The organism is Escherichia sp. MAL-1, assembly GCF_052948035.1.
Genome location: NZ_CM129609.1, coordinates 2,888,176 through 2,913,015 on the forward strand (window position 1 = coordinate 2,888,176; position 24,840 = coordinate 2,913,015).

The following is a 24,840-nucleotide window of genomic DNA, read 5'->3' on the forward strand; positions in this document are numbered from 1 at the left end:
AGAAAATGATGTACTGCTACTCCAGCCCGAGGCTGTCGCGCAGAATATTCAGGCGTTCGTTATCCCCGTCACGGGCGGCCTGTTGAAGTGATTTCGTTGGCGCATGGATCAAGCGGTTAGTCAGTTTCCATGCCAGATCCTGCATAATGGCTTGCGCGTCGCCGCCCTGCTCAAGGGCCGCTAACGCTTTGGCGGTTAACTCATCGCGAACTTGCTCTGCCTGGCTGCGATACTCGCGAATGGTTTCGCTGGCGCTTTGTGCTCGCAGCCACGCCATAAATTCGCTGGTTTCCTGAGCGACAATAGTTTCCGCCTCAACCGCTGCGGCTTTACGCTGCGCCAGGTTGTGCGAAATGATGCTTTGCAGATCGTCCACGCTATAAAGATAAGCATTCGCCAGTTTGCCAACTTCCGGCTCAACATCGCGCGGAACGGCAATATCCACCAACAGCATTGGTTGGTTGCGACGGCTTTTTAATGCGCGCTCCACCATGCCTTTCCCGATAATCGGTAACGGGCTGGCGGTGGAACTGATGATGATATCGGCTTCGCGCAGACGTTCGTCGATCTCACTCAGGGCAATCACTTCCGCGCCAACTTCATCTGCCAGTATTTGGGCACGTTCGCGAGTGCGGTTGGCGATAATCATCTTCTGTACTTTATGTTCGCGCAGATGACGCGCTACCAGCTCGATGGTTTCGCCCGCGCCTACCAGCAACACTGTGACCGTAGAGAGCGATTCAAAGATCTGCCGCGCCAGCGTACAAGCCGCAAAAGCGACAGACACAGCGCTGGCACCGATATCTGTTTCAGTGCGAACGCGTTTCGCTACAGAGAAAGATTTCTGGAACATGCGTTCCAGTTCGCTGGCCTTCATATGGCCTTTTTGCGAATCGGCAAACGCTTTTTTAACCTGACCGAGGATCTGCGGCTCCCCAAGAACCAATGAATCCAGGCCGCTGGCAACACGCATTAAATGGCTAACCGCGTCGTTATCCTGATGCCAGTAGAGGCTTTTACGCAGATCTTCTTCATTAAGATTGTGATAATCGCAAAGCCAGCGGATTAACGCCTCTTGCAGGTTATCCTGCTCTTCAACGCTAAGATAAAGTTCCGTGCGGTTGCACGTCGACAGCACCACGCCGCCCTGCACCATCGGTTGCGCAAGCAGGCTGTCAAGCGCCTGATCGAGCTTATCCGGCGAAAACGATACACGTTCTCGCAGCGATACAGGTGCCGTTTTATGGTTGATACCGAGTGCTAAAAGGGTCATGTCTGCGGGAAATAATACCAACGTTGATAGGGTTAGTCTGCTTGCATCATACAGGATGCGTAAGATCAATAAAAGAGAGCGCCCCCTTTTGGAGTAATTGCCGAAAGCCGTTAGATTCTGGCAATTAAGACAACTTGAACATAGACGATAGCGGACGGTAACGCTAGCATTAAGGGTTATAACTGCAACGTATCTCAAGGACTTGTCATCACTATGCCCCTGCCCGATTTTCGTCTTATCCGCCTGCTACCGCTGGCTGCTCTTGTGCTCACTGCCTGTTCCGTTACCACGCCCAAAGGTCCTGGCAAAAGCCCGGATTCGCCACAATGGCGTCAGCATCAGCAAGACGTGCGCAATCTTAATCAGTATCAGACTCGCGGCGCGTTCGCTTATATTTCTGACCAACAAAAAGTGTACGCCCGCTTTTTCTGGCAGCAAACCGGCCAGGATCGCTACCGTCTGCTGCTCACTAACCCATTGGGCAGCACGGAACTGGAGCTGAATGCTCAACCGGGTAACGTGCAGTTAGTCGACAATAAAGGTCAGCGTTATACCGCCGATGACGCCGAAGAGATGATTGGCAAATTGACCGGAATGCCAATTCCGCTCAACAGCTTGCGCCAGTGGATTTTAGGTTTACCGGGTGATGCAACCGACTACAAACTGGACGACCAGTACCGCCTGAGCGAAATTACCTACAGCCAGAATGGCAAAAACTGGAAGGTTGTTTATGGTGGTTATGACACCAAAACGCAACCTGCGATGCCAGCCAATATGGAACTCACCGACGGTGGTCAACGCATCAAGTTAAAAATGGATAACTGGATAGTGAAATAATGCGGACACAGTGGCCCTCTCCGGCAAAACTTAATCTGTTTTTATACATTACCGGTCAGCGTGCGGATGGTTACCACACGCTGCAAACGCTGTTTCAGTTTCTTGATTACGGCGACACCATCAGCATTGAGCTTCGTGACGATGGGGATATTCGTCTGTTAACGCCCGTTGAAGGCGTGGAACATGAAGATAACCTGATCGTTCGCGCAGCGCGGTTGTTGATGAAAACTGCGGCAGACAGCGGGCGTCTTCCGACGGGAAGCGGTGCGGATATCAGCATTGATAAGCGTTTGCCGATGGGCGGCGGTCTCGGCGGTGGTTCATCCAATGCCGCGACGGTCCTGGTGGCATTAAATCATCTCTGGCAATGCGGGCTAAGCATGGATGAGCTGGCGGAAATGGGGCTGACGCTGGGCGCAGATGTTCCTGTCTTTGTTCGGGGGCATGCCGCGTTTGCCGAAGGCGTTGGTGAAATACTAACGCCGGTGGATCCGCCAGAGAAGTGGTATCTGGTGGCGCACCCTGGTGTAAGTATTCCGACTCCGGTGATTTTTAAAGATCCTGAACTCCCGCGCAATACGCCAAAAAGGTCAATAGAAACGTTGCTAAAATGTGAATTCAGCAATGATTGCGAGGTTATCGCAAGAAAACGTTTTCGCGAGGTTGATGCGGTGCTTTCCTGGCTGTTAGAATACGCCCCGTCGCGCCTGACTGGGACAGGGGCCTGTGTCTTTGCTGAATTTGATACAGAGTCTGAAGCCCGCCAGGTGCTAGAGCAAGCCCCGGAATGGCTCAATGGCTTTGTGGCGAAAGGCGTTAATCTTTCCCCATTGCACAGAGCCATGCTTTAAGCCGGGCAAGCTGAGTTTCGGTGACAACGTCACCTTGTTCCAGACGTTGCATCGCGCTCTTTAATACACCGCCTGGAAAGGATCATGCCTGGCCCGCACAGTTTTCGGCAGATTCTTTCCACCAATGGACGCATGCCTGAGGTTCTTCTCGTGCCTGATATGAAGCTTTTTGCTGGTAACGCCACCCCGGAACTAGCACAACGTATTGCCAACCGCCTGTACACTTCACTCGGCGACGCCGCTGTAGGTCGCTTTAGCGATGGCGAAGTCAGCGTACAAATTAATGAAAATGTACGCGGTGGTGATATTTTCATCATCCAGTCCACTTGTGCCCCTACTAACGACAACCTGATGGAATTAGTCGTTATGGTTGATGCCCTGCGTCGTGCTTCCGCAGGTCGTATCACCGCTGTTATCCCCTACTTTGGCTATGCGCGCCAGGACCGTCGCGTCCGTTCCGCTCGTGTACCAATCACTGCGAAAGTGGTTGCAGACTTCCTCTCCAGCGTCGGTGTTGACCGTGTGCTGACAGTGGATCTGCACGCTGAACAGATTCAGGGTTTCTTCGACGTTCCGGTTGATAACGTATTTGGTAGCCCGATCCTGCTGGAAGACATGCTGCAGCTGAATCTGGATAACCCAATTGTGGTTTCTCCGGACATCGGCGGCGTTGTGCGTGCCCGCGCTATCGCTAAGCTGCTGAACGATACCGATATGGCAATCATCGACAAACGTCGTCCGCGTGCGAACGTTTCACAGGTGATGCATATCATCGGTGACGTTGCAGGTCGTGACTGCGTACTGGTCGATGATATGATCGACACTGGCGGTACGCTGTGTAAAGCTGCTGAAGCTCTGAAAGAACGTGGTGCTAAACGTGTATTTGCGTACGCGACTCACCCGATCTTCTCTGGCAACGCGGCGAACAACCTGCGTAACTCTGTAATTGATGAAGTCGTTGTCTGCGATACCATTCCGCTGAGCGATGAAATCAAATCACTGCCGAACGTGCGTACTCTGACCCTGTCAGGTATGCTGGCCGAAGCGATTCGTCGTATCAGCAACGAAGAATCGATCTCTGCCATGTTCGAACACTAATCGAACCCGGCTCAAAGACCCGCTGCGGCGGGTTTTTTTGTCTGTAATATCCATTTGTATGACCTATGCCTCCTTCACCTGCCATTTAGTTGACAGATGATGCGCTCACGGATGAAACATTATTGTGAACAAAATATTTTCCTCACATGTGATGCCTTTCCGCGCTCTGATCGACGCTTGCTGGAAAGAAAAATATACTGCCGCACGGTTTACCCGTGACCTGATTGCCGGGATAACCGTCGGGATTATTGCTATCCCGCTGGCGATGGCGTTGGCTATTGGTAGTGGTGTGGCACCCCAGTACGGTTTATATACCGCAGCTGTTGCGGGGATTGTCATTGCTCTGACGGGTGGGTCACGCTTTAGCGTTTCCGGTCCGACTGCGGCATTTGTGGTAATTCTCTATCCCGTGTCGCAACAGTTTGGACTGGCAGGACTGCTGGTTGCGACCTTGCTGTCGGGGATCTTTTTGATTCTGATGGGTCTGGCACGCTTTGGTCGCCTGATTGAGTATATTCCGGTTTCCGTCACCTTAGGTTTCACCTCGGGTATCGGGATCACCATCGGTACCATGCAGATTAAAGATTTTCTCGGTCTGCAAATGGCCCATGTCCCGGAACATTATCTACAAAAAGTCGGCGCATTATTTATGGCGCTGCCGACCATTAATGTGGGTGATGCTGCCATTGGCATTGTGACGCTAGGTATTCTTGTTTTTTGGCCGCGTCTGGGCATTCGTTTACCCGGTCACCTTCCGGCCTTGCTGGCTGGTTGCGCGGTGATGGGGATTGTTAACCTGCTCGGCGGACATGTTGCTACCATCGGTTCGCAATTCCACTACGTCCTGGCCGATGGTTCTCAGGGTAACGGTATTCCGCAACTGCTGCCGCAACTGGTGCTGCCGTGGGATCTGCCTAATTCAGAATTCACGCTAACCTGGGATTCTATTCGCACACTGCTGCCTGCGGCATTCTCAATGGCAATGCTCGGCGCAATCGAATCTCTGCTCTGCGCCGTGGTACTGGATGGTATGACCGGGACGAAACACAAGGCGAACAGCGAACTGGTTGGACAGGGACTGGGGAATATTATCGCTCCGTTCTTTGGTGGTATTACCGCTACAGCTGCCATCGCGCGTTCTGCCGCTAACGTCCGTGCCGGGGCAACTTCCCCTATCTCGGCGGTGATCCACTCTATTCTGGTTATTCTTGCCCTGCTGGTACTGGCACCGCTGCTCTCCTGGCTGCCGCTTTCCGCTATGGCAGCCCTGCTGTTGATGGTGGCGTGGAACATGAGTGAAGCGCATAAAGTGGTCGACTTGCTGCGTCATGCACCGAAAGATGACATCATTGTCATGCTGCTGTGCATGTCGCTGACCGTGCTGTTTGATATGGTTATTGCCATCAGCGTGGGGATCGTGCTGGCATCGCTGCTGTTTATGCGTCGTATCGCACGTATGACTCGCCTGGCACCGGTAGTCGTAGATGTTCCAGACGATGTTCTGGTACTGCGCGTTATTGGCCCGCTGTTTTTTGCTGCTGCTGAAGGCTTGTTCACGGACCTGGAGTCACGTCTTGAAGGCAAACGGATTGTGATTCTGAAGTGGGATGCCGTTCCGGTACTTGATGCTGGTGGTCTTGATGCGTTCCAGCGTTTTGTGAAGCGTCTGCCCGAAGGATGTGAACTGCGCGTGTGCAACGTGGAATTCCAGCCACTGCGCACTATGGCTCGCGCAGGCATTCAACCGATCCCGGGACGCCTCGCGTTCTTCCCGAATCGTCGCGCGGCGATGGCGGATTTATAAGTACGAGATTGACCAGTCAGCGCAAACTGACTGGTCAGCAAACTGCATTATTTGTTAGCTATGACGGCGATTATCGCTACGGCGGCAACGTTTGTCATAGTGACGAACCCACCAGTAACGGTCGCACACCTGTTCATGCCCGCCAACACGGGCACCCGCCAGCCAGAGAATGGCACCGACGAAAATACTTAGCACTGCACCATGTGCGAAATACTGGGGCATATTAAACTGTGGTAACTGGTTGAGGATTGAATACCCCACGCCGACCACCATTACCACCAGACCCAACCCCATGAGCACGTTACCGAGTAACGAAGCGTTTTTGCGTTTCATATGTCACCTCCGGAACTTTCTGGGTTGTAACAGGGAATACCCCTCTTCCTTATGTGTAAAGTATAGACAACACCCAGTGGGTTATGTGCGGGCGTGATCACAATTACAACCCTTATTTCAACAAAACTTTACAAATAAACGCCTGAACACCTTGACTTTCTAATAGTCCACTCAGGCAATTATTACGTTATCTGCATTTGATACGCAGTTTTTTGTCAAGCGGGGCCGCAACCAGTAAACTACGCGCCAGTTATGTACACACTCAGGACAAAAAAACGTGACGATTAAATTGATTGTCGGCCTGGCGAACCCCGGTGCTGAATACGCCGCAACGCGACATAATGCTGGTGCCTGGTTCGTTGACTTACTGGCAGAGCGTTTGCGCGCTCCGCTGCGCGAAGAGGCTAAATTCTTTGGTTATACTTCGCGAGTCACTCTTGGAGGCGAAGATGTCCGCCTGTTAGTCCCGACTACATTTATGAATCTCAGCGGCAAAGCCGTTGCGGCGATGGCCAGTTTTTTCCGCATTAATCCGGACGAAATTCTGGTGGCCCACGACGAACTGGATCTGCCTCCTGGCGTCGCCAAATTTAAATTGGGCGGTGGCCATGGTGGTCACAATGGACTGAAAGACATCATCAGTAAATTGGGTAATAACCCTAACTTTCACCGTTTACGCATCGGAATCGGTCATCCGGGCGATAAAAATAAAGTTGTCGGTTTTGTGTTAGGCAAACCGCCTGTTAGTGAACAGAAGTTAATTGATGAAGCCATTGACGAAGCGGCGCGTTGTACTGAAATGTGGTTTACAGATGGCTTGACCAAAGCAACGAACCGATTGCACGCCTTTAAAGCGCAATAAGTCGTTGTCTGCGGCATTTTTGCCGAGTGCCGTGTATAATAGGCAAAGTTATTTCCATTTCTGCAATCTGTTAGCAATAACAGGTTGATTATTAAGATATTAAGGTGATTTAAATCATGGGATTCAAATGCGGTATCGTCGGTTTGCCCAACGTCGGGAAATCTACCCTGTTCAACGCGCTGACCAAAGCCGGTATTGAAGCGGCCAACTTTCCATTCTGCACCATTGAGCCGAACACAGGCGTCGTACCAATGCCTGATCCTCGCCTGGATCAACTGGCTGAAATCGTAAAACCGCAGCGTACGCTTCCCACGACCATGGAATTTGTCGATATCGCCGGTCTGGTAAAAGGCGCATCGAAAGGCGAAGGTCTGGGTAACCAGTTCCTGACCAACATCCGTGAAACCGAAGCGATCGGTCACGTTGTTCGCTGCTTTGAAAATGACAACATCATTCACGTTTCCGGCAAAGTTAACCCGGCTGACGATATTGAAGTTATCAACACCGAACTGGCGCTGGCAGACCTCGACACCTGCGAACGTGCGATTCATCGCGTACAGAAGAAAGCCAAAGGTGGCGATAAAGACGCGAAAGCTGAGCTGGCGGTCCTGGAAAAATGCCTGCCCCAGTTGGAAAATGCAGGTATGCTGCGCGCGCTGGATTTAAGCGCTGAAGAGAAAGCGGCTATTCGTTACCTGAGCTTCCTGACGCTGAAACCAACAATGTACATCGCCAACGTCAACGAAGACGGTTTTGAAAACAACCCATATCTTGACCAGGTGCGTGAAATCGCGGCGAAAGAAGGTTCTGTTGTGGTTCCGGTTTGTGCTGCTGTTGAAGCAGACATTGCCGAACTGGACGACGAAGAACGTGACGAGTTTATGCAGGAGCTTGGGCTGGAAGAGCCGGGCCTGAACCGTGTGATCCGTGCCGGTTATAAACTGCTGAACCTGCAAACTTACTTCACCGCTGGGGTGAAAGAAGTGCGTGCATGGACCATTCCGGTTGGAGCAACCGCGCCGCAGGCAGCGGGCAAAATCCATACTGATTTTGAAAAAGGCTTTATCCGTGCACAAACCATCTCGTTTGAAGATTTCATCACTTACAAAGGTGAACAAGGCGCGAAAGAAGCAGGCAAAATGCGTGCAGAAGGTAAAGATTACATCGTGAAAGATGGCGATGTGATGAACTTCCTTTTCAACGTCTAATTAATTTATTGTCTCATGAGGTTTCGCTAAATCTCATGAAGAGCGCAAAAGTATATAAAATCCACGCAATTGCGTGGATTTTTCATTTCACCGAGTCCTAATCATTCTTGTAACATCCTACACTTTTGTGCTTATTGCCTATAGTGAACCACGAGAATAATTAAAGACATAAGTGTTCAGATGACGGATATCTCATTAGCAGTGATATAACGTAAGTTTTTGTATCACTACACATCAGCCCCCTTCACAGCTGATCAAAATTGATCACGCTCCAATATGCTGGCAAGATGAAAATGATAACCAGTAGCACAATAACAACGATAGGCCAGAAAACCCATTGACCAAAAATGAATATCGATGTTTTTTGCTTTTTCTTATTAGTAATGCAAAAATGGCGCATATTGTTTTTGTTATGCAGATACATCAAGCGAAATTCCCATAACTAATTAGGATTATTACAAAAAATCTTCACCAAATTTTTTAACCGCTGTTTGTTGTAATATTTTTGCCATATTTATAGTAACGAATTGGAATAAGTAACGACAACTTAGGGAATAACTCGATATAAACTCACCTTTGTAAGGGGGATGTTAAATATATATTAACTCCTGTGTTCCTGATTTTGCCCGGTAATAGAGAATTATTCTCTGAGAAGCTCATCATGATTGCACCATACAAATATCATGATGATAAGAGGATATTATTCATTGATTTAAACAAAATGACAAAATCCATAGACCCATAGTCTGGGTACTATATAGGAGTGGTATGGGCATCAAACAACACAATGGGAATACCAAAGCAGATCGTCTCGCTGAATTAAAAATCCGTTCGCCCTCAATTCAACTGATAAAATTTGGCGCTATTGGTTTGAATGCAATTATATTCCCCCCCCTGCTGATAGCTGCTGATACAGGAAGTCAATATGGCACCAATATTACTATTAATGATGGTGACAGAATTACAGGAGATACCGCCGATCCATCAGGAAACCTCTATAGTGTAATGACCCCAGCAGGAAACACGCCTGGCAATATCAACCTGGGTAATGATGTCACCGTCAATGTCAACGACGCCTCTGGATATGCAAAAGGAATCATTATTCAGGGCAAAAACAGCTCCCTGACAGCTAACCGACTCACAGTAGATGTTGTTGGTCAAACCTCTGCCATCGGCATTAACTTAATTGGTGACTATACCCATGCTGACTTAGGCACAGGCAGCACCATTAAGAGTAACGATGACGGCATCATTATTGGGCATAGCTCAACACTAACAGCCACTCAATTCACCATTGAAAACTCGAACGGTATAGGCCTAACCATCAATGACTATGGCACCAGTGTCGATCTTGGAAGCGGAAGTAAAATCACGACCGATGGAAGTACAGGTGTTTATATCGGTGGTCTCAACGGCAATAACGCCAATGGTGCTGCGCGTTTTACGGCTACAGACCTGACAATCGATGTTCAGGGCTACAGCGCCATGGGGATAAACGTACAGAAAAACTCTGTTGTCGATCTCGGAACAAACAGTACCATTAAAACCAATGGCGATAATGCTCACGGCCTCTGGAGCTTTGGCCAGGTTAGCGCGAATGCACTCACTGTTGATGTAACTGGAGCCGCGGCCAATGGCGTCGAAGTTCGTGGTGGTACAACCACTATCGGTGCAGATAGCCATATTTCTTCCGCGCAGGGCGGTGGCCTCGTCACCAGTGGTTCAGACGCGATAATCAATTTTACTGGCACGGCAGCGCAACGAAACAGCATCTTTTCCGGCGGTTCTTATGGTGCCTCGGCCCAGACGGCAACGGCTGTTGTCAACATGCAAAATACCGATATTACAGTTGATCGTAATGGCAGTCTGGCGCTGGGTTTGTGGGCTCTCAGCGGCGGTAGAATAACCGGAGACAGTTTGGCTATCACCGGCGCGGCAGGAGCCAGGGGAATTTATGCCATGACCAACAGCCAGATCGACCTCACGAGCGATCTGGTCATTGATATGAGTACACCCGACCAGATGGCCATCGCAACGCAACATGACGATGGTTATGCCGCCAGCCGCATCAACGCCTCGGGTCGTATGCTTATCAACGGTAGCGTTCTTTCCAAAGGTGGGCTAATCAATCTGGATATGCACCCTGGGTCGGTTTGGACAGGTTCCTCCCTCAGCGATAATGTCAATGGCGGAAAACTGGACGTTGCAATGAATAACAGCGTCTGGAACGTAACAAGTAATTCTAATCTCGACACGCTGGCGCTGAGCCATTCAACTGTCGATTTTGCCAGCCACGGGTCAACTGCCGGCACATTTGCCACATTAAACGTAGAGAACCTGAGCGGTAACAGTACCTTTATTATGCGTGCTGATGTTGTTGGCGAGGGTAATGGCGTTAATAATAAAGGGGATTTATTGAATATCAGCGGGAGTAGTGCTGGTAATCACGTATTGGCTATCCGCAACCAGGGCAGCGAGGCCACAACGGGAAATGAAGTTCTGACAGTGGTAAAAACCACTGACGGCGCGGCCTCGTTCAGCGCGTCTTCTCAGGTTGAGTTGGGGGGATATCTGTACGATGTGCGTAAAAATGGCACTAACTGGGAGCTTTACGCTTCCGGGACAGTTCCGGAACCGACTCCTAATCCTGAACCCACACCAGCTCCCGCTCAGCCTCCCATAGTCAACCCCGATCCTACGCCTGAACCCGCTCCCACGCCTAAACCCACCACGACCGCAGATGCTGGCGGCAATTATCTCAATGTCGGTTACTTATTGAACTATGTTGAAAACCGTACGCTGATGCAACGGATGGGTGACCTGCGAAATCAGAGTAAAGACGGTAATATCTGGTTGCGCAGTTATGGGGGAAGCCTGGACTCCTTTGCCAGTGGCAAACTGAGCGGCTTTGACATGGGTTACAGCGGTATCCAGTTTGGTGGGGATAAACGTCTCTCTGATGTAATGCCGTTGTATGTCGGTCTGTATATTGGCTCAACACATGCATCGCCGGACTATAGCGGAGGCGACGGTACCGCACGTTCAGACTACATGGGAATGTACGCCAGTTACATGGCACAAAACGGTTTTTACAGCGATCTCGTTATAAAAGCATCGCGCCAGAAAAATAGTTTCCACGTACTGGACAGTCAGAACAACGGCGTTAACGCCAACGGCACTGCGAATGGAATGAGCATCTCCCTGGAAGCCGGGCAGAGGTTCAACCTGTCCCCTACTGGTTATGGGTTCTATATAGAGCCGCAAACCCAGCTTACATACAGCCACCAGAATGAGATGACTATGAAGGCGAGTAATGGCCTCAATATACATCTGAATCACTACGAATCGCTGCTGGGGCGTGCCAGCATGATACTGGGGTATGACATCACCGCAGGCAACAGCCAGCTGAATGTCTATGTGAAGACTGGCGCTATCCGCGAGTTTTCAGGGGATACCGAATATCTGTTGAACAACTCCCGGGAGAAGTACAGTTTCAAAGGTAATGGCTGGAATAACGGCGTGGGAGTCAGTGCACAGTATAACAAACAGCACACATTCTATCTCGAAGCGGATTACACGCAGGGTAACCTCTTTGATCAGAAGCAAGTCAACGGAGGATATCGCTTCAGCTTTTAAGTGCGGGATAGACAAGCCCTTAAACGATGCTGAAAATTGTTAGCGTGCGCCGGAATGAAATACAGATCACTCTGATGTATCAGAAATCGTTTCTGTCTTTCATACCCGGCGCTTAAACTGCCCTGCATCAATGCCATGTTGCTTCATTTTCCGCCACAGCGTAGTGCGGCCGATCCCAAGTAAAGCCGACATTTCCTGAATGCGACCGCCTGTGACCTGGGCTGCGTTAATAATTGCCTCTTTTTCAACTTCCGCAAATGACAGACTGGTGGAAAGGCGGGTGGCGCTGACATCATCTGTCGCCTGCTCGGTAAACAGATGTTCCGGCAAATCACTGACGCGAATGCGCCCGTTATCACTACTCAGAGCAAGATTCTCGATGACGCTGTAAAGTTCAAAATCGTTGCCTGGCCATGCACAAGAAACCAGGCGAGCGAGGGCATCGTCATCAATTTTCAGCCGCGTAGAGAAGCGTTTTTCAAGACTGCGTAATTTGTTATTCACCAGCGCCGGAATGCTGCCACGCCGCATACGCAGAGGCGGGATGGTAATTTCAAATGCATGCAGCGCGTAATACAGCTGGCGACTAAAACGATTTTGTTCCACCAGCATTGCGAGGTCCGCGGTCGTTGTTGCAATCACTTTGACATCAATTGGTATTAAACGCCGCGCATCCAGTCGCGTGATAACCCCCTGCTTGATAACCTGAAGCAAAGCAGACTGTAACTCCACCGCCAGATATTCAATCTTTTCAAGAAACAGCGTGCCGCCGTGTGCCAGTTCCAGCCGACTCAGACGGCCATTTTCATTGTCCGTGCGATCGCCACCAATAAATTCTTCCGCCAGCGCAGCATCACCATATAACTCACAATTGACGGCGATATAAGGACCTGCAGCACGCTCGCTTTCATTATGAATTGCCTGACTTAGCAGTGCCTTGCCCACGCCCTCTTCTCCACAAAGCAGGACAGGAAAGCTACTGCGCGCCGCCTGGCGACCAAAATGAATCAAGCGGCGGGTTTGCGGATCGTCCTGTGGCATATGAGCGAAGGTATGGCTGACTTTTCCTAATTGACTGGTCATCAACTGCCGCATCTGTTCCACAGGATGGAGCAACAAAATAAAGCTGGTTCCCTGCGTTTCTATTATCGGTTTAAGGGTTATCACCGCATCAATAAACTGGTGCTGGCTTTCAAAGGTTGCTTCTACGTGTTTGAGCGGATGTGCCTGTTTTATTGCTTGTTGCAATACGGCGGGTAACGTTAAGAGTTCAGTGATTGCCCGTCCCTGACTTGCCGTCGCGTCAAGGCGCAAGACCCGCGCCGCCTGGGCATTAATAAATTGCAAATTACCCTGCTCGTCCCAGCTAATCACGCCATCATCCATACTTTCTAACAGGGCATTAAGTTGATTTAAATGACGGTTAGTTTCAGCGAGCAAACTGTCCGTCAGCAGTAAATTTCCGACCTCGCGGGCGATTGCCAACGTCAACGGCAAATCAGCTGCGGTAGTTTGCTCAACCGGACACGCCAGCGCTATTGTTCCCGTCAATCGGCCCTTGCTGTCAAACAACGGCGTTGCACAAAAGGCCCAGTTCCAGAGTGCCTGTTTGAAATGTTGATCGGCCATCGTTTTCACGGCCTGACCAGAGATAGCCGCTAACGATAGCGCACAAGTACCAATAATTCCCTCGGCGCAATACGTGCCGTCATTGAATCCCAGTGCACTTAGCTGCTGCAAGGTTTGCGGATCGCCATTACGGCTGAGAATGCAGGCGGTTTCATCGAGGATAAACAGCGCACACTCTCGCGGTGCCATATATTCCCAGGCATCTTCCAGCGCAGCCTGCCCGAGCGTCAGCATCGCTTTCTTACGCCGATAAATAGAAGCAAATGTCACGCCCTGGGCCTGATGTGGTACGTTCCATGTCTCCCGTTTCATCAGCTTATTGCATCGCTTCCAGGAGGTTGCAATTAAGGGAGATATGCCCCGACCATCGTTGTTAAAAGCGCCACTCATATCCCGCATCCCTTATGACAAAAGGTGTTCCGGCTCGCAATTTTAAGTATTAATACACGTAAAAGTTTCAATATGGAACATTCATTAAAGCATATGTTTCACTATGAAACATAATTTGGGCTAATTTTCTTTTCCCTTGCCTGATGCACAATGGATTCATCGGCAGTCAGTGGTCGCCGTGTCGTTGAACATCATCCATGCCCTACCGTAATTGCTGGAGCAAAATAATGAAAAAATTGATCAATGATGTGCAAGACGTACTGGACGAACAACTGGCAGGACTGGCGAAAGCGCATCCATCGCTGACACTGCATCAGGATCCGGTGTATGTCACCCGAGCTGATGCCCCTGTTGCAGGAAAAGTCGCCCTGCTGTCGGGTGGCGGCAGCGGACACGAGCCGATGCACTGTGGTTATATCGGTCAGGGGATGCTTTCGGGGGCCTGTCCGGGCGAAATTTTCACCTCACCGACGCCCGATAAAATCTTTGAATGCGCCATGCAAGTTGATGGCGGCGAAGGTGTACTGTTGATTATCAAAAATTACACCGGCGATATTCTTAACTTTGAAACAGCGACCGAGTTACTGCACGATAGCGGCGTAAAAGTGACCACTGTGGTCATTGATGACGACGTTGCGGTAAAAGACAGTCTTTATACTGCCGGGCGACGCGGCGTTGCCAACACCGTATTAATTGAAAAACTCGTAGGCGCAGCGGCGGAGCGTGGCGACTCACTGGACGCCTGTGCGGAACTGGGGCGTAAGCTGAATAATCAAGGCCACTCAATAGGTATCGCTCTCGGTGCCTGTACCGTTCCTGCCGCGGGCAAACCTTCTTTTACCCTGGCGGATAATGAGATGGAGTTTGGCGTCGGCATTCATGGTGAGCCGGGTATTGACCGCCGCCCCTTCTCTTCCCTTGATCAAACCGTCGATGAAATGTTCGACACCCTGCTGGTAAATGGCTCATACCATCGCACTTTGCGTTTCTGGGATTATCAACAAGGCAGTTGGCAGGAAGAACAACAAACCAAACAACCGCTCCAGTCTGGCGATCGGGTGATTGCGCTGGTTAACAATCTTGGCGCAACTCCGCTTTCTGAGCTGTACGGCGTCTATAACCGCCTGACCACACGTTGCCAGCAAGCGGGATTGACTATCGAACGTAATTTAATTGGCGCGTACTGCACCTCACTGGATATGACCGGTTTCTCAATCACCTTACTGAAAGTTGATGACGAAACGCTGGCACTCTGGGACGCCCCGGTCCACACCCCGGCCCTTAACTGGGGTAAATAAGGAGAAAGCAATGTCACTGAGCAGAACTCAAATTGTTAACTGGCTCACTCGTTGTGGCGATATTTTCAGCACCGAGGGCGAGTATCTTACCGGACTGGATCGCGAAATTGGCGATGCTGACCACGGGCTAAATATGAACCGAGGCTTTAGCAAAGTGGTGGAAAAACTCCCTGCTATCGCAGATAAAGATATCGGTTTCATTCTCAAGAATACCGGTATGACGCTGCTTTCCAGCGTCGGTGGTGCCAGTGGTCCGCTGTTCGGTACCTTCTTTATCCGCGCCGCACAGGCGACCCAGGCACGGCAAAGCCTGACACTGGAAGAGCTTTATCAGATGTTCCGCGATGGCGCGGACGGCGTAATCAGTCGCGGGAAAGCCGAACCTGGCGATAAAACCATGTGTGATGTGTGGGTGCCGGTGGTGGAATCGTTACGTCAGTCCAGCGAGCAAAATCTCTCTGTTCCGGTGGCGCTCGAAGCTGCCAGTAGCATCGCCGAATCCGCTGCACAAAGTACGATTACGATGCAAGCCCGCAAAGGCCGCGCCAGTTATCTCGGTGAACGCAGTATTGGTCACCAGGATCCCGGCGCGACCTCGGTGATGTTTATGATGCAAATGTTGGCGTTAGCCGCAAAAGAGTAAGGAATTGGTGATGGTAAACCTGGTCATAGTTTCACATAGCAGCCGACTGGGAGAAGGTGTCGGTGAATTAGCCCGTCAGATGTTAATGAGTGATAGTTGTAAAATCGCCATTGCCGCGGGAATTGACGATCCACAAAATCCCATTGGTACCGATGCCGTCAAAGTGATGGAGGCCATCGAATCTGTTGCTGATGCCGACCATGTGCTGGTCATGATGGATATGGGTAGCGCATTATTGAGTGCTGAAACTGCGCTGGAATTGCTGGCTCCCGAGATCGCCGCAAAAGTACGTTTGTGTGCTGCGCCGTTGGTCGAAGGTACACTGGCAGCAACGGTCAGCGCGGCCTCGGGGGCGGATATCGACAAAGTTATCTTTGACGCCATGCATGCGCTGGAAGCCAAACGTGAACAACTGGGTTTACCGTCCTCCGACACTGAAATCTCTGACACATGTCCTGCGTACGATGAAGAAGCCCGTTCTCTGGCGGTGGTCATAAAAAACCGTAACGGCCTGCATGTACGTCCGGCCTCCCGGCTGGTTTATACCTTATCGACATTTAATGCCGATATGTTGCTGGAAAAAAACGGCAAATGCGTCACACCAGAGAGTATTAACCAGATTGCGTTACTACAAGTTCGCTATAACGATACGCTGCGCCTGATTGCGAAAGGGCCAGAAGCTGAAGAGGCACTGATCGCTTTCCGTCAGCTGGCTGAAGATAACTTTGGTGAAACGGAGGAAGTCGCTCCACCTACTCTGCGTCCCGTTCCGCCTGTTTCGGGTAAAGCCTTTTATTATCAACCAGTTTTATGTACGGTACAGGCAAAATCAACCCTGACCGTGGAAGAAGAACAAGATCGATTACGCCAGGCTATTGACTTCACGTTATTAGATCTGATGACGTTAACAGCGAAAGCAGAAGCCAGCGGGCTTGACGATATTGCCGCAATCTTTTCTGGTCACCATACACTGTTAGATGATCCGGAACTGCTGGCGGCGGCAAGCGAACTCCTTCAGCATGAACATTGCACGGCAGAATATGCCTGGCAGCAAGTTCTTAAAGAACTTAGCCAGCAATACCAGCAACTGGATGATGAATATCTACAAGCTCGCTATATTGATGTGGACGATCTTCTGCATCGCACCCTGGTCCACCTGACCCAAACGAAAGAAGAACTCCCGCAGTTTAACTCGCCAACTATTCTACTGGCGGAGAACATTTATCCTTCCACAGTACTGCAACTGGATCCGGCGGTTGTAAAAGGTATCTGCCTTAGCGCCGGAAGTCCGGTATCCCACAGCGCCCTAATCGCCCGTGAACTGGGGATTGGCTGGATTTGCCAGCAGGGTGAGAAACTGTATGCGATACAACCAGAAGAAACGCTAACGCTGGACGTTAAAACGCAACGTTTCAACCGTCAGGGTTAAGCCACTGTTCGGATGGCATCGTTCTGATGTCATCCGGCAATTTACTCAGCACTAATGGTTTTTAACTACCTGTTATATTTTTCACCAATTTATGATGATTTTTCTTCGCTAATCACGAACCCAACGCCGCTGGCTGGCTAATAAACAGACGTTATTTGATCACTCTATTTCGCCGTTATTTATCCCTTTAATTCCCTTTTCTAAAATGCCTGACAGTTCGCAGAATGAGATTTCGATCATGCAGCTAGTGCAATCCTGAACTAAGGTTTTCTGATACTTGAATACCGTTTTATTCGGTTTCGCCAAAGGAGAATGATTGATGAAATCCCCCGCACCTTCTCGCCCGCAAAAAATGGCGTTAATTCCAGCCTGTATCTTTTTGTGTTTCGCTGCGCTATCGGTGCAGGCAGAAGAAACACCGGTAACACCACAGCCGCCTGATATTTTATTAGGGCCGCTGTTTAATGATGTGCAAAACGCCAAACTTTTTCCGGACCAAAAAACCTTTGCCGATGCCGTGCCGAACAGCGATCCGCTGATGATCCTTGCTGATTATCGGATGCAGCAAAACCAGAGCGGATTTGATCTGCGCCATTTCGTTAACGTCAATTTCACCCTGCCGAAAGAAGGCGAGAAATATGTTCCGCCAGAGGGGCAGTCACTGCGCGAACATATTGACGGACTTTGGCCGGTATTAACGCGTTCTACCGAAAACACCGAAAAATGGGATTCTCTGTTACCGCTGCCGGAACCTTATGTCGTGCCGGGCGGACGCTTTCGCGAGGTATATTACTGGGAGAGTTACTTCACCATGTTAGGACTTGCCGAAAGCGGTCACTGGGATAAAGTCGCGGATATGGTGGCCAATTTTGCTCATGAAATAGACACTTACGGTCATATTCCCAACGGCAACCGCAGTTACTATTTAAGCCGCTCGCAACCGCCCTTCTTTGCCCTGATGGTAGAGTTACTGGCGCAGCATGAAGGCGATGCCGCGTTGAAGCAATACCTGCCGCAAATGCAAAAAGAATATGCTTACTGGATGGACGGTGTTGAAAACCTGCAAGCCGGACAACAGGAAAAACGCGTTGTCAAACTTCAGGATGGTACCCTTCTCAACCGCTACTGGGACGATCGCGATACGCCACGACCAGAGTCATGGGTGGAAGATATTGCCACCGCCAAAAGCAATCCGAATCGACCTGCCACTGAAATTTACCGCGACCTGCGCTCTGCCGCTGCGTCTGGCTGGGATTTCAGCTCGCGCTGGATGGACAACCCGCAGCAGTTAAATACCTTACGCACCACCAGCATCGTACCGGTCGATCTGAACAGCCTGATGTTTAAAATGGAAAAAATCCTCGCCCGCGCCAGCAAAGCTGCCGGAGATAACGCGATGGCAAACCAGTACGAAACGCTGGCAAATGCCCGTCAAAAAGGGATCGAAAAATACCTGTGGAACGATCAACAAGGCTGGTATGCCGATTACGACCTGAAAAGTCATAAAGTGCGCAATCAGTTAACCGCGGCCGCCCTGTTCCCGCTGTACGTCAATGCGGCAGCGAAAGATCGCGCCAACAAAATGGCGACGGCGACGAAAACACATCTGCTGCAACCCGGCGGCCTGAACACCACGTCGGTGAAAAGTGGGCAACAATGGGATGCGCCAAATGGCTGGGCACCGTTACAGTGGGTCGCGACAGAAGGATTACAAAACTACGGGCAAAAAGAGGTGGCGATGGACATTAGCTGGCACTTCCTGACCAATGTTCAGCACACCTATGACCGGGAGAAAAAGCTGGTGGAAAAATATGATGTCAGCACCACCGGAACGGGGGGCGGCGGTGGCGAATATCCATTACAGGATGGCTTTGGCTGGACCAATGGCGTGACGCTGAAAATGCTGGATTTGATCTGCCCGAAAGAGCAACCGTGTGACAATGTTCCGGCGACGCGTCCGACCGTTAAGTCAGCAACGACGCAACCCTCAACCAAAGAGGCACAACCCACACCTTAACCAGCGCTTACTCCGACAACGTCATTCGGCTTCTCCGGATGGCGTTGTCGGCAGATAACACCATAGCTATGGTTTTTTCTACACAGACGGTTTTTCAAGTCCTGGCGGGAAGTATTGCGCAAATGTTTGCCATACGTGGTTGCCGAAGATAGCGTCATTTCTACGGGTAAGTGTTTCACTTTCATCACCCGGCGATTTACGCCGACGTTGGCTATATAAAGCATCAATTGCTACCTGAATATTGTTACGGTGTTCACTCATCAACGTTTTTTTGCTTTCTGGAGTTAAATTAATAATCACATAATCCAGACACTCCAGAGAATTTAGCAACCAAAAAAAGAATTCAGACCATTCCTCTTCGCGTAACTGAAGCATTGCCGAACGGGTATTTTGGCTTAATCTGCCAGAAGGATTGATCAATTCTAAATGTTCAATAAGCGCAGCCAAAACCGCCTCACTATCCGCCCCATTTTTAACGCCTGACTGGCTACTGTCTAAAATATTTATTTTCTGAATCACACCAAAAACAACGAAACAATAATTAAAAAAGGATTCTGTTGTTGTTACCGGGAACCGACTTTATCGGATATCGAAGTGCTATATTGATTTTTTTCACCCGTAAAGCAGGTGTCGAGTATACGTTCTGATGTGAAAGCGGATAGCGGCATCTGTATCGCTATCCGCCTTATGAAAATCTTATTCTCTTCGCAGGAGGCGGAATATGCCCAGAACGAGAATAGCTCCCACCACCGCCACCAGGAAGCTGTGCAGATTAAAACCACTGATGGAGCCGCCAATGCCAAACATGGTCGCCAGCCAGCCGCCGACCACCGCACCGACTATCCCGAGAATACAGGTCAGGAAAAATCCACCACCATCACGCCCCGGCATGATTAGCTTGGCGATAATGCCGGCTATCAGGTCAAAAATAATCCAGGCAATAATTCCCATGTTCAGGCCCTCGTTTCGATGAATCGGACGCAAGAAATGCTTACATCAACGCTCTAAGTATAGGCAAGGGCGGGATCGATGCTGGGCGTATGTCGGCTGATTTAAGAACAACATGTAAAAAATATTCACGCATTTGTATTAAGTTTTGTTAACTGTGACCGATAAACCAAAGACAGTTTGTCAGTCAGGAGTTTTTCCGCGTGAGTCATTACCATGAGCAGTTCCTGAAACAAAATCCGTTAGCCGTCCTGGGCGTGTTACGCGATTTGCACAAAGCCGCAATTCCTTTGCGTCTCAGTTGGAATGGCGGGCAGCTGATCAGCAAATTACTGGCAATAACCCCGGATAAACTGGTGCTGGATTTCGGCAGTCAAGCCGAAGACAACATCGCCGTGCTAAAGGCACAGCACATTACCATTACCGCCGAAACTCAGGGTGCGAAAGTCGAGTTTACTGTTGAACAACTACAGCAGAGTGAATACTTGCAGCTTCCGGCATTTATTACCGTACCGCCTCCCACCTTATGGTTTGTACAACGACGCCGATATTTCCGCATCTCCGCCCCACTCCATCCGCCTTATTTTTGCCAGACCAAACTGGCGGATAACAGTACGTTACGTTTCCGCCTGTATGATTTGTCGTTAGGCGGCATGGGCGCATTACTGGAAACAGCAAAGCCTGCCGAATTACAAGAAGGCATGCGCTTCGCTCAGATTGAAGTCAACATGGGGCAATGGGGTGTTTTTCACTTTGACGCCCAGTTAATCTCCATCAGCGAGCGCAAAGTGATTGATGGCAAGAATGAAACCATCACCACTCCCCGTCTGAGCTTCCGTTTTCTTAACGTCAGCCCGACGGTGGAGCGGCAATTACAGCGGATTATTTTCTCTCTCGAGCGAGAAGCCCGGGAAAAAGCGGACAAAGTGCGCGACTGATTTACATCGCGTCCAGTGCCTGCTCAAGTTTGTAGATATAGCGCGGAGCCTGCGGCGCAGGGTGATTTCGCGCTACGTGTTCGAGGAACTCGTCAGCATCCAAATCGTTGATTTTGCTGATCGCCTTTTTCCGATCTGACGAGAAAGTCCGTAGCAGCGCACCTGCCCCGTTAGCGTATGACACCACCAGCGCATATTGCAGTACCTTCGGATCTTCAATGCCTGCCAGCGGGCCGGTTTCCAGAATATTCAGGTAAGCCGCCCCCATTGAAATATTACGCTCTGGATTTTTCAGCTCGCTGGTCGTCGGCTCACCACTCCAACCCATACGGCGATAAACATCACGTCCGGAGGTTGAAGCTTTTAACTGCATCAAACCAATGGCATTCGATTTACTCACCGCGTTCGGATTACCACCCGATTCGATAGCGATAATCGCCGTGATCAATTGTGGATCGACGCCCCAGGCTGCACCGGCTTTCTGGCTTATTGGCATCCACTGCATCGCACGTTGCACCGGAACTTTCGCGTTCCACGGCGGGTTCGTATAGTCATGCTTTGATGAACAACCCGCTAATAACACAATCAAAAAGGCAAACCATCTCAATTTCACTTCTTCTATCCTTATAGCCTGGAATCGCCGTTGAGGTGACAACGGCACACCTAAGCGGCATGATATACATTTCGTTTCTGTTGTCAGCAAGGAATTGCCATGTCTCTGTTTCACTTAATTGCCCCATCGGGTTACTGCATTAAACAGCACGCCGCGCTGCGTGGTATCCAGCGCCTTACCGACGCGGGGCATCAAGTCAATAACGTCGAGGTTATTGCCCGTCGTTGTGAGCGTTTTGCGGGTACGGAAACAGAGCGTCTGGAAGATCTCAATTCCCTTGCCAGACTGACTACCCCCAACACCATCGTGCTGGCTGTACGCGGCGGTTACGGTGCCAGTCGTTTACTGGCAGATATTGACTGGCAGGCACTGGTGGCTCGCCAACAACATGACCCGTTGCTCATTTGCGGACATAGCGATTTTACCGCCATTCAGTGCGGTCTTCTGGCGCATGGCAATGTCATCACCTTTAGCGGCCCCATGCTGGTAGCAAACTTTGGCGCGGATGAACTGAACGCCTTTACCGAGCACCATTTCTGGCTGGCGTTACGCAATGAAACCTTCACCATTGAATGGCAAGGGGAAGGCCCGACATGTCGGGCCGAAGGCACGTTGTGGGGAGGCAATCTTGCGATGCTGATTTCACTGATCGGTACACCGTGGATGCCAAAAATTGAGAACGGTATTCTGGTGCTGGAAGATATTAACGAGCACCCTTTCCGGGTCGAACGTATGCTATTGCAGCTCTATCATGCGGGAATTTTGCCACGTCAGAAGGCGATTATTCTCGGTAGCTTTAGCGGCAGCACGCCCAATGATTATGACGCAGGTTACAACCTGGAGTCAGTGTACGCGTTTTTGCGTTCCCGCCTGTCGATTCCACTCATTACCGGCCTCGATTTTGGTCATGAACAACGCACGGTTACGCTGCCGTTGGGCGCACATGCCATTCTGAATAACACCCGGGAAGGCACTCAGTTGACGATTAGCGGTCATCCTGTTCTTAAAATGTAAAAAAATCACGCTTCAGGGCTAAGTAAAACGCTGTCTCTGCCGCTAATATGGTAGGGTTTATATAAGAGACAGCGTAATCAGGAGTAACCGACCGTTGGATGCCACAACAATAATTAGCCTTTTCATCTTAGGATCCATCCTTGTCACCAGCAGTATATTACTTAGTTCATTTTCTTCCCGTCTTGGCATTCCTATTCTGGTTATTTTTCTGGCGATCGGCATGCTGGCAGGAGTCGATGGCGTCGGCGGTATCCCGTTTGATAATTACCCCTTCGCCTACATGGTAAGTAACCTGGCACTGGCGATTATTTTGCTCGACGGCGGGATGCGCACTCAGGCCAGTTCCTTTCGTGTGGCGTTAGGACCGGCACTGTCGCTGGCGACGCTGGGCGTGCTTATCACCTCTGGTTTAACCGGCATGATGGCGGCGTGGCTGTTTAATCTTGATTTGATTGAAGGCTTATTAATCGGCGCTATCGTCGGCTCTACCGATGCTGCAGCGGTCTTTTCTCTGCTGGGTGGTAAGGGGCTTAACGAACGTGTTGGCTCGACGCTGGAAATTGAATCCGGCAGTAATGATCCAATGGCGGTCTTTCTGACGATTACCCTGATTGCGATGATCCAGCATCATGAGAGCAATATTAGCTGGATGTTCATTGTCGATATTCTGCAACAATTTGGTCTGGGCATTGTAATAGGTCTTGGCGGCGGTTATTTACTACTGCAAATGATCAACCGCATCGCCCTGCCCGCCGGATTATATCCATTGCTGGCATTAAGTGGCGGTATTCTGATTTTCTCATTAACTACTGCGCTGGAAGGTAGCGGTATTCTGGCGGTGTATCTGTGCGGTTTTCTGCTGGGTAATCGCCCTATTCGCAACCGCTACGGCATCCTGCAAAATTTCGACGGCCTCGCCTGGCTGGCGCAAATCGCCATGTTCCTGGTGCTGGGGCTGTTGGTTAACCCAAGCGATCTGCTGCCTATTGCCATTCCGGCGCTCATTTTGTCCGCATGGATGATATTCTTCGCCCGTCCCCTTTCGGTATTTGCTGGATTGCTCCCCTTCCGCGGTTTCAATCTGCGTGAGCGCGTGTTTATCAGCTGGGTAGGATTACGCGGCGCGGTGCCAATCATCCTGGCCGTGTTCCCGATGATGGCGGGGCTGGAGAATGCACGTCTGTTCTTTAATGTCGCCTTCTTTGTGGTTCTGGTTTCACTGCTCTTGCAGGGAACATCACTCTCGTGGGCGGCTAAAAAAGCCAAAGTGGTGGTTCCGCCAGTGGGACGTCCGGTGTCACGCGTTGGCCTGGATATTCATCCGGAAAATCCGTGGGAGCAGTTTGTTTATCAATTGAGTGCCGATAAATGGTGCGTGGGCGCGGCACTGCGCGATTTGCATATGCCAAAAGAGACGCGTATTGCGGCACTGTTTCGTGATAACCAGTTGCTTCATCCTACCGGCAGCACCCGACTGCGCGAAGGCGATGTGTTGTGTGTAATTGGTCGGGAACGCGATCTTCCGGCGCTCGGTAAACTGTTCAGCCAGTCGCCGCCGGTCGCGCTGGATCAACGCTTCTTTGGTGACTTCATTCTCGAAGCCAGCGCCAAATATGCTGATGTTGCGCTGATATATGGCCTGGAAGACGGGCGAGAATATCGTGATAAGCAGCAAACGCTGGGTGAAATTGTCCAGCAGTTGTTAGGCGCGGCACCGGTTGTCGGTGACCAGGTAGAGTTTGCCGGGATGATCTGGACGGTGGCCGAGAAAGAAGATAATGAAGTGTTGAAGATTGGCGTACGGGTGGCTGAAGAGGAAGCTGAATCTTAAATTTAATGAAGCATCTATCGCCGGTTGCGATGCTTTGCTGAACGCAGCCTGAGCCTGCAATTGTTTGTCGTCCATAATTTAACCTTCATTTGATGTTGAATTGAACATATCAAAATCAGGCAATTACACAAATCTATGTACAGGCTCCATCAAGGGTAAAGCGTGATTTATCTGAAGTCGAGTTCGAG

20 protein-coding genes and 1 pseudogene are annotated in these 24,840 nt (G+C 50.3%); 14 read left to right on the forward strand and 7 right to left on the reverse strand.

The annotated features are described in order from the left end of the window. Nucleotides 1–16: 16 nt before the first annotated feature. Complete coding sequence (gene hemA / locus ACU8XX_RS14475) at nt 17–1,273, reverse strand: glutamyl-tRNA reductase (RefSeq protein ID WP_001295619.1); 1,257 nt, start codon at nt 1,271–1,273, stop codon at nt 17–19. A 213-nt stretch (nt 1,274–1,486) separates the two neighbouring features. Between hemA and lolB the strand changes: the two genes are divergently transcribed. From lolB to dauA, 4 genes are all read left to right on the forward strand, one after another. Next, nucleotides 1,487–2,110 carry a lipoprotein insertase outer membrane protein LolB gene (gene lolB / locus ACU8XX_RS14480; RefSeq protein WP_001130692.1) on the forward strand — a complete coding sequence of 208 codons (624 nt, stop codon included), beginning with the start codon at nt 1,487–1,489 and terminating at the stop codon, nt 2,108–2,110. Continuing rightward, on the forward strand, nt 2,110–2,961 hold the full coding sequence (gene ispE / locus ACU8XX_RS14485; RefSeq protein ID WP_001260323.1) for a 4-(cytidine 5'-diphospho)-2-C-methyl-D-erythritol kinase: 852 nt from the start codon (nt 2,110–2,112) through the stop codon (nt 2,959–2,961). Before lolB ends, ispE begins: the two co-directional genes overlap by 1 nt. Before the next feature lie 150 nt (nt 2,962–3,111). After that, entirely contained in the window at nt 3,112–4,059 is a 948-nt protein-coding gene (prs, locus tag ACU8XX_RS14490) for a ribose-phosphate diphosphokinase (RefSeq protein WP_001298109.1), read from the forward strand. A gap of 124 nt (nt 4,060–4,183) precedes the next feature. Beyond that, complete coding sequence (dauA, locus tag ACU8XX_RS14495; RefSeq protein WP_001033352.1) at nt 4,184–5,863, forward strand: C4-dicarboxylic acid transporter DauA; 1,680 nt, start codon at nt 4,184–4,186, stop codon at nt 5,861–5,863. A 54-nt stretch (nt 5,864–5,917) separates the two neighbouring features. Here the strand turns inward: dauA and ychH are convergent, their stop codons facing one another. Next, a complete protein-coding gene (gene ychH / locus ACU8XX_RS14500; RefSeq protein ID WP_000823885.1) occupies nt 5,918–6,196 on the reverse strand; it encodes a stress-induced protein YchH in 279 nt (92 codons plus the stop codon). A 277-nt stretch (nt 6,197–6,473) separates the two neighbouring features. On the opposite strand from ychH, the gene pth reads away from it, so the two are divergent. The 3 genes from pth (at nt 6,474) to ACU8XX_RS14515 (ending at nt 11,902) form a co-directional block, all read left to right on the forward strand. After that, nucleotides 6,474–7,058, forward strand: coding sequence for an aminoacyl-tRNA hydrolase (gene pth, locus ACU8XX_RS14505; RefSeq protein WP_000152933.1), 585 nt, complete (start codon nt 6,474–6,476; stop codon nt 7,056–7,058). A gap of 116 nt (nt 7,059–7,174) precedes the next feature. Next, nucleotides 7,175–8,266 (forward strand): redox-regulated ATPase YchF, encoded by a 1,092-nt coding sequence (ychF, locus tag ACU8XX_RS14510; protein ID WP_000505866.1) that lies wholly within the window; start codon nt 7,175–7,177, stop codon nt 8,264–8,266. 768 nt (nt 8,267–9,034) lie between these two features. Next, nucleotides 9,035–11,902, forward strand: coding sequence for an autotransporter outer membrane beta-barrel domain-containing protein (locus ACU8XX_RS14515; RefSeq protein ID WP_001328993.1), 2,868 nt, complete (start codon nt 9,035–9,037; stop codon nt 11,900–11,902). Between the two features lie 99 nt (nt 11,903–12,001). Here ACU8XX_RS14515 and dhaR read toward each other — a convergent pair whose 3' ends face one another. After that, a complete protein-coding gene (dhaR, locus tag ACU8XX_RS14520; protein WP_240765190.1) occupies nt 12,002–13,921 on the reverse strand; it encodes a dihydroxyacetone kinase operon transcriptional regulator DhaR in 1,920 nt (639 codons plus the stop codon). Nucleotides 13,922–14,148: 227 nt separating this feature from the next. On the opposite strand from dhaR, the gene dhaK reads away from it, so the two are divergent. From dhaK to treA, 4 genes are all read left to right on the forward strand, one after another. Further along, nucleotides 14,149–15,219, forward strand: a complete 1,071-nt coding sequence (gene dhaK, locus ACU8XX_RS14525; RefSeq protein ID WP_000733715.1) for a dihydroxyacetone kinase subunit DhaK — start codon at nt 14,149–14,151, stop codon at nt 15,217–15,219. 10 nt (nt 15,220–15,229) lie between these two features. Then, nucleotides 15,230–15,862: a dihydroxyacetone kinase subunit DhaL gene (dhaL, locus tag ACU8XX_RS14530; RefSeq protein ID WP_016242051.1), complete on the forward strand. Its 633-nt coding sequence runs from the start codon at nt 15,230–15,232 to the stop codon at nt 15,860–15,862. Nucleotides 15,863–15,872: 10 nt separating this feature from the next. Continuing rightward, nucleotides 15,873–17,291: a dihydroxyacetone kinase phosphoryl donor subunit DhaM gene (dhaM, locus tag ACU8XX_RS14535; protein ID WP_001301101.1), complete on the forward strand. Its 1,419-nt coding sequence runs from the start codon at nt 15,873–15,875 to the stop codon at nt 17,289–17,291. A gap of 319 nt (nt 17,292–17,610) precedes the next feature. Next, on the forward strand, nt 17,611–19,308 hold the full coding sequence (gene treA / locus ACU8XX_RS14540) for an alpha,alpha-trehalase (protein ID WP_240765192.1): 1,698 nt from the start codon (nt 17,611–17,613) through the stop codon (nt 19,306–19,308). A gap of 78 nt (nt 19,309–19,386) precedes the next feature. Here treA and ycgY read toward each other — a convergent pair whose 3' ends face one another. Both ycgY and ACU8XX_RS14550 read right to left on the reverse strand, forming a co-directional pair. Further along, complete coding sequence (gene ycgY, locus ACU8XX_RS14545; RefSeq protein ID WP_000615067.1) at nt 19,387–19,827, reverse strand: protein YcgY; 441 nt, start codon at nt 19,825–19,827, stop codon at nt 19,387–19,389. Between the two features lie 177 nt (nt 19,828–20,004). Continuing rightward, nucleotides 20,005–20,259: a GlsB/YeaQ/YmgE family stress response membrane protein gene (locus ACU8XX_RS14550; RefSeq protein ID WP_001310727.1), complete on the reverse strand. Its 255-nt coding sequence runs from the start codon at nt 20,257–20,259 to the stop codon at nt 20,005–20,007. A gap of 200 nt (nt 20,260–20,459) precedes the next feature. Here ACU8XX_RS14550 and ycgR point away from each other — a divergent pair, with 200 nt between their 5' ends. Beyond that, entirely contained in the window at nt 20,460–21,194 is a 735-nt protein-coding gene (gene ycgR / locus ACU8XX_RS14555; protein WP_000020169.1) for a flagellar brake protein YcgR, read from the forward strand. A gap of 1 nt (nt 21,195) precedes the next feature. Here the strand turns inward: ycgR and emtA are convergent, their stop codons facing one another. Continuing rightward, nucleotides 21,196–21,807 carry a membrane-bound lytic murein transglycosylase EmtA gene (gene emtA / locus ACU8XX_RS14560; protein WP_001301104.1) on the reverse strand — a complete coding sequence of 204 codons (612 nt, stop codon included), beginning with the start codon at nt 21,805–21,807 and terminating at the stop codon, nt 21,196–21,198. 99 nt (nt 21,808–21,906) lie between these two features. On the opposite strand from emtA, the gene ldcA reads away from it, so the two are divergent. Together ldcA and ACU8XX_RS14570 are read left to right on the forward strand one after the other, a co-directional pair. Further along, complete coding sequence (gene ldcA / locus ACU8XX_RS14565) at nt 21,907–22,821, forward strand: muramoyltetrapeptide carboxypeptidase (protein WP_000051560.1); 915 nt, start codon at nt 21,907–21,909, stop codon at nt 22,819–22,821. A 94-nt stretch (nt 22,822–22,915) separates the two neighbouring features. Next, nucleotides 22,916–24,652, forward strand: a complete 1,737-nt coding sequence (locus tag ACU8XX_RS14570) for a potassium/proton antiporter (RefSeq protein WP_000340194.1) — start codon at nt 22,916–22,918, stop codon at nt 24,650–24,652. Here the strand turns inward: ACU8XX_RS14570 and ACU8XX_RS14575 are convergent. Continuing rightward, a pseudogene (locus ACU8XX_RS14575) lies at nt 24,587–24,727 on the reverse strand (hypothetical protein); the annotation flags it as partial. The gene ACU8XX_RS14570 and the pseudogene ACU8XX_RS14575 sit on opposite strands and share 66 nt — an antisense overlap. Nucleotides 24,728–24,840: the final 113 nt, after the last annotated feature.

Bases quoted from the DNA above. Each gene is read 5' to 3' on its own strand.
- hemA (WP_001295619.1), bottom strand. From the start codon at position 1,273: ATGACCCTTTTAGCACTCGGTATCAACCATAAAACGGCACCTGTATCG.
- lolB (WP_001130692.1), top strand. From the start codon at position 1,487: ATGCCCCTGCCCGATTTTCGTCTTATCCGCCTGCTACCGCTGGCTGCT.
- ispE (WP_001260323.1), top strand. From the start codon at position 2,110: ATGCGGACACAGTGGCCCTCTCCGGCAAAACTTAATCTGTTTTTATAC.
- ychH (WP_000823885.1), bottom strand. From the start codon at position 6,196: ATGAAACGCAAAAACGCTTCGTTACTCGGTAACGTGCTCATGGGGTTG.
- ychF (WP_000505866.1), top strand. From the start codon at position 7,175: ATGGGATTCAAATGCGGTATCGTCGGTTTGCCCAACGTCGGGAAATCT.
- ACU8XX_RS14515 (WP_001328993.1), top strand. From the start codon at position 9,035: ATGGGCATCAAACAACACAATGGGAATACCAAAGCAGATCGTCTCGCT.
- dhaR (WP_240765190.1), bottom strand. From the start codon at position 13,921: ATGAGTGGCGCTTTTAACAACGATGGTCGGGGCATATCTCCCTTAATT.
- dhaK (WP_000733715.1), top strand. From the start codon at position 14,149: ATGAAAAAATTGATCAATGATGTGCAAGACGTACTGGACGAACAACTG.
- dhaL (WP_016242051.1), top strand. From the start codon at position 15,230: ATGTCACTGAGCAGAACTCAAATTGTTAACTGGCTCACTCGTTGTGGC.
- dhaM (WP_001301101.1), top strand. From the start codon at position 15,873: ATGGTAAACCTGGTCATAGTTTCACATAGCAGCCGACTGGGAGAAGGT.
- treA (WP_240765192.1), top strand. From the start codon at position 17,611: ATGAAATCCCCCGCACCTTCTCGCCCGCAAAAAATGGCGTTAATTCCA.
- ACU8XX_RS14550 (WP_001310727.1), bottom strand. From the start codon at position 20,259: ATGGGAATTATTGCCTGGATTATTTTTGACCTGATAGCCGGCATTATC.
- ldcA (WP_000051560.1), top strand. From the start codon at position 21,907: ATGTCTCTGTTTCACTTAATTGCCCCATCGGGTTACTGCATTAAACAG.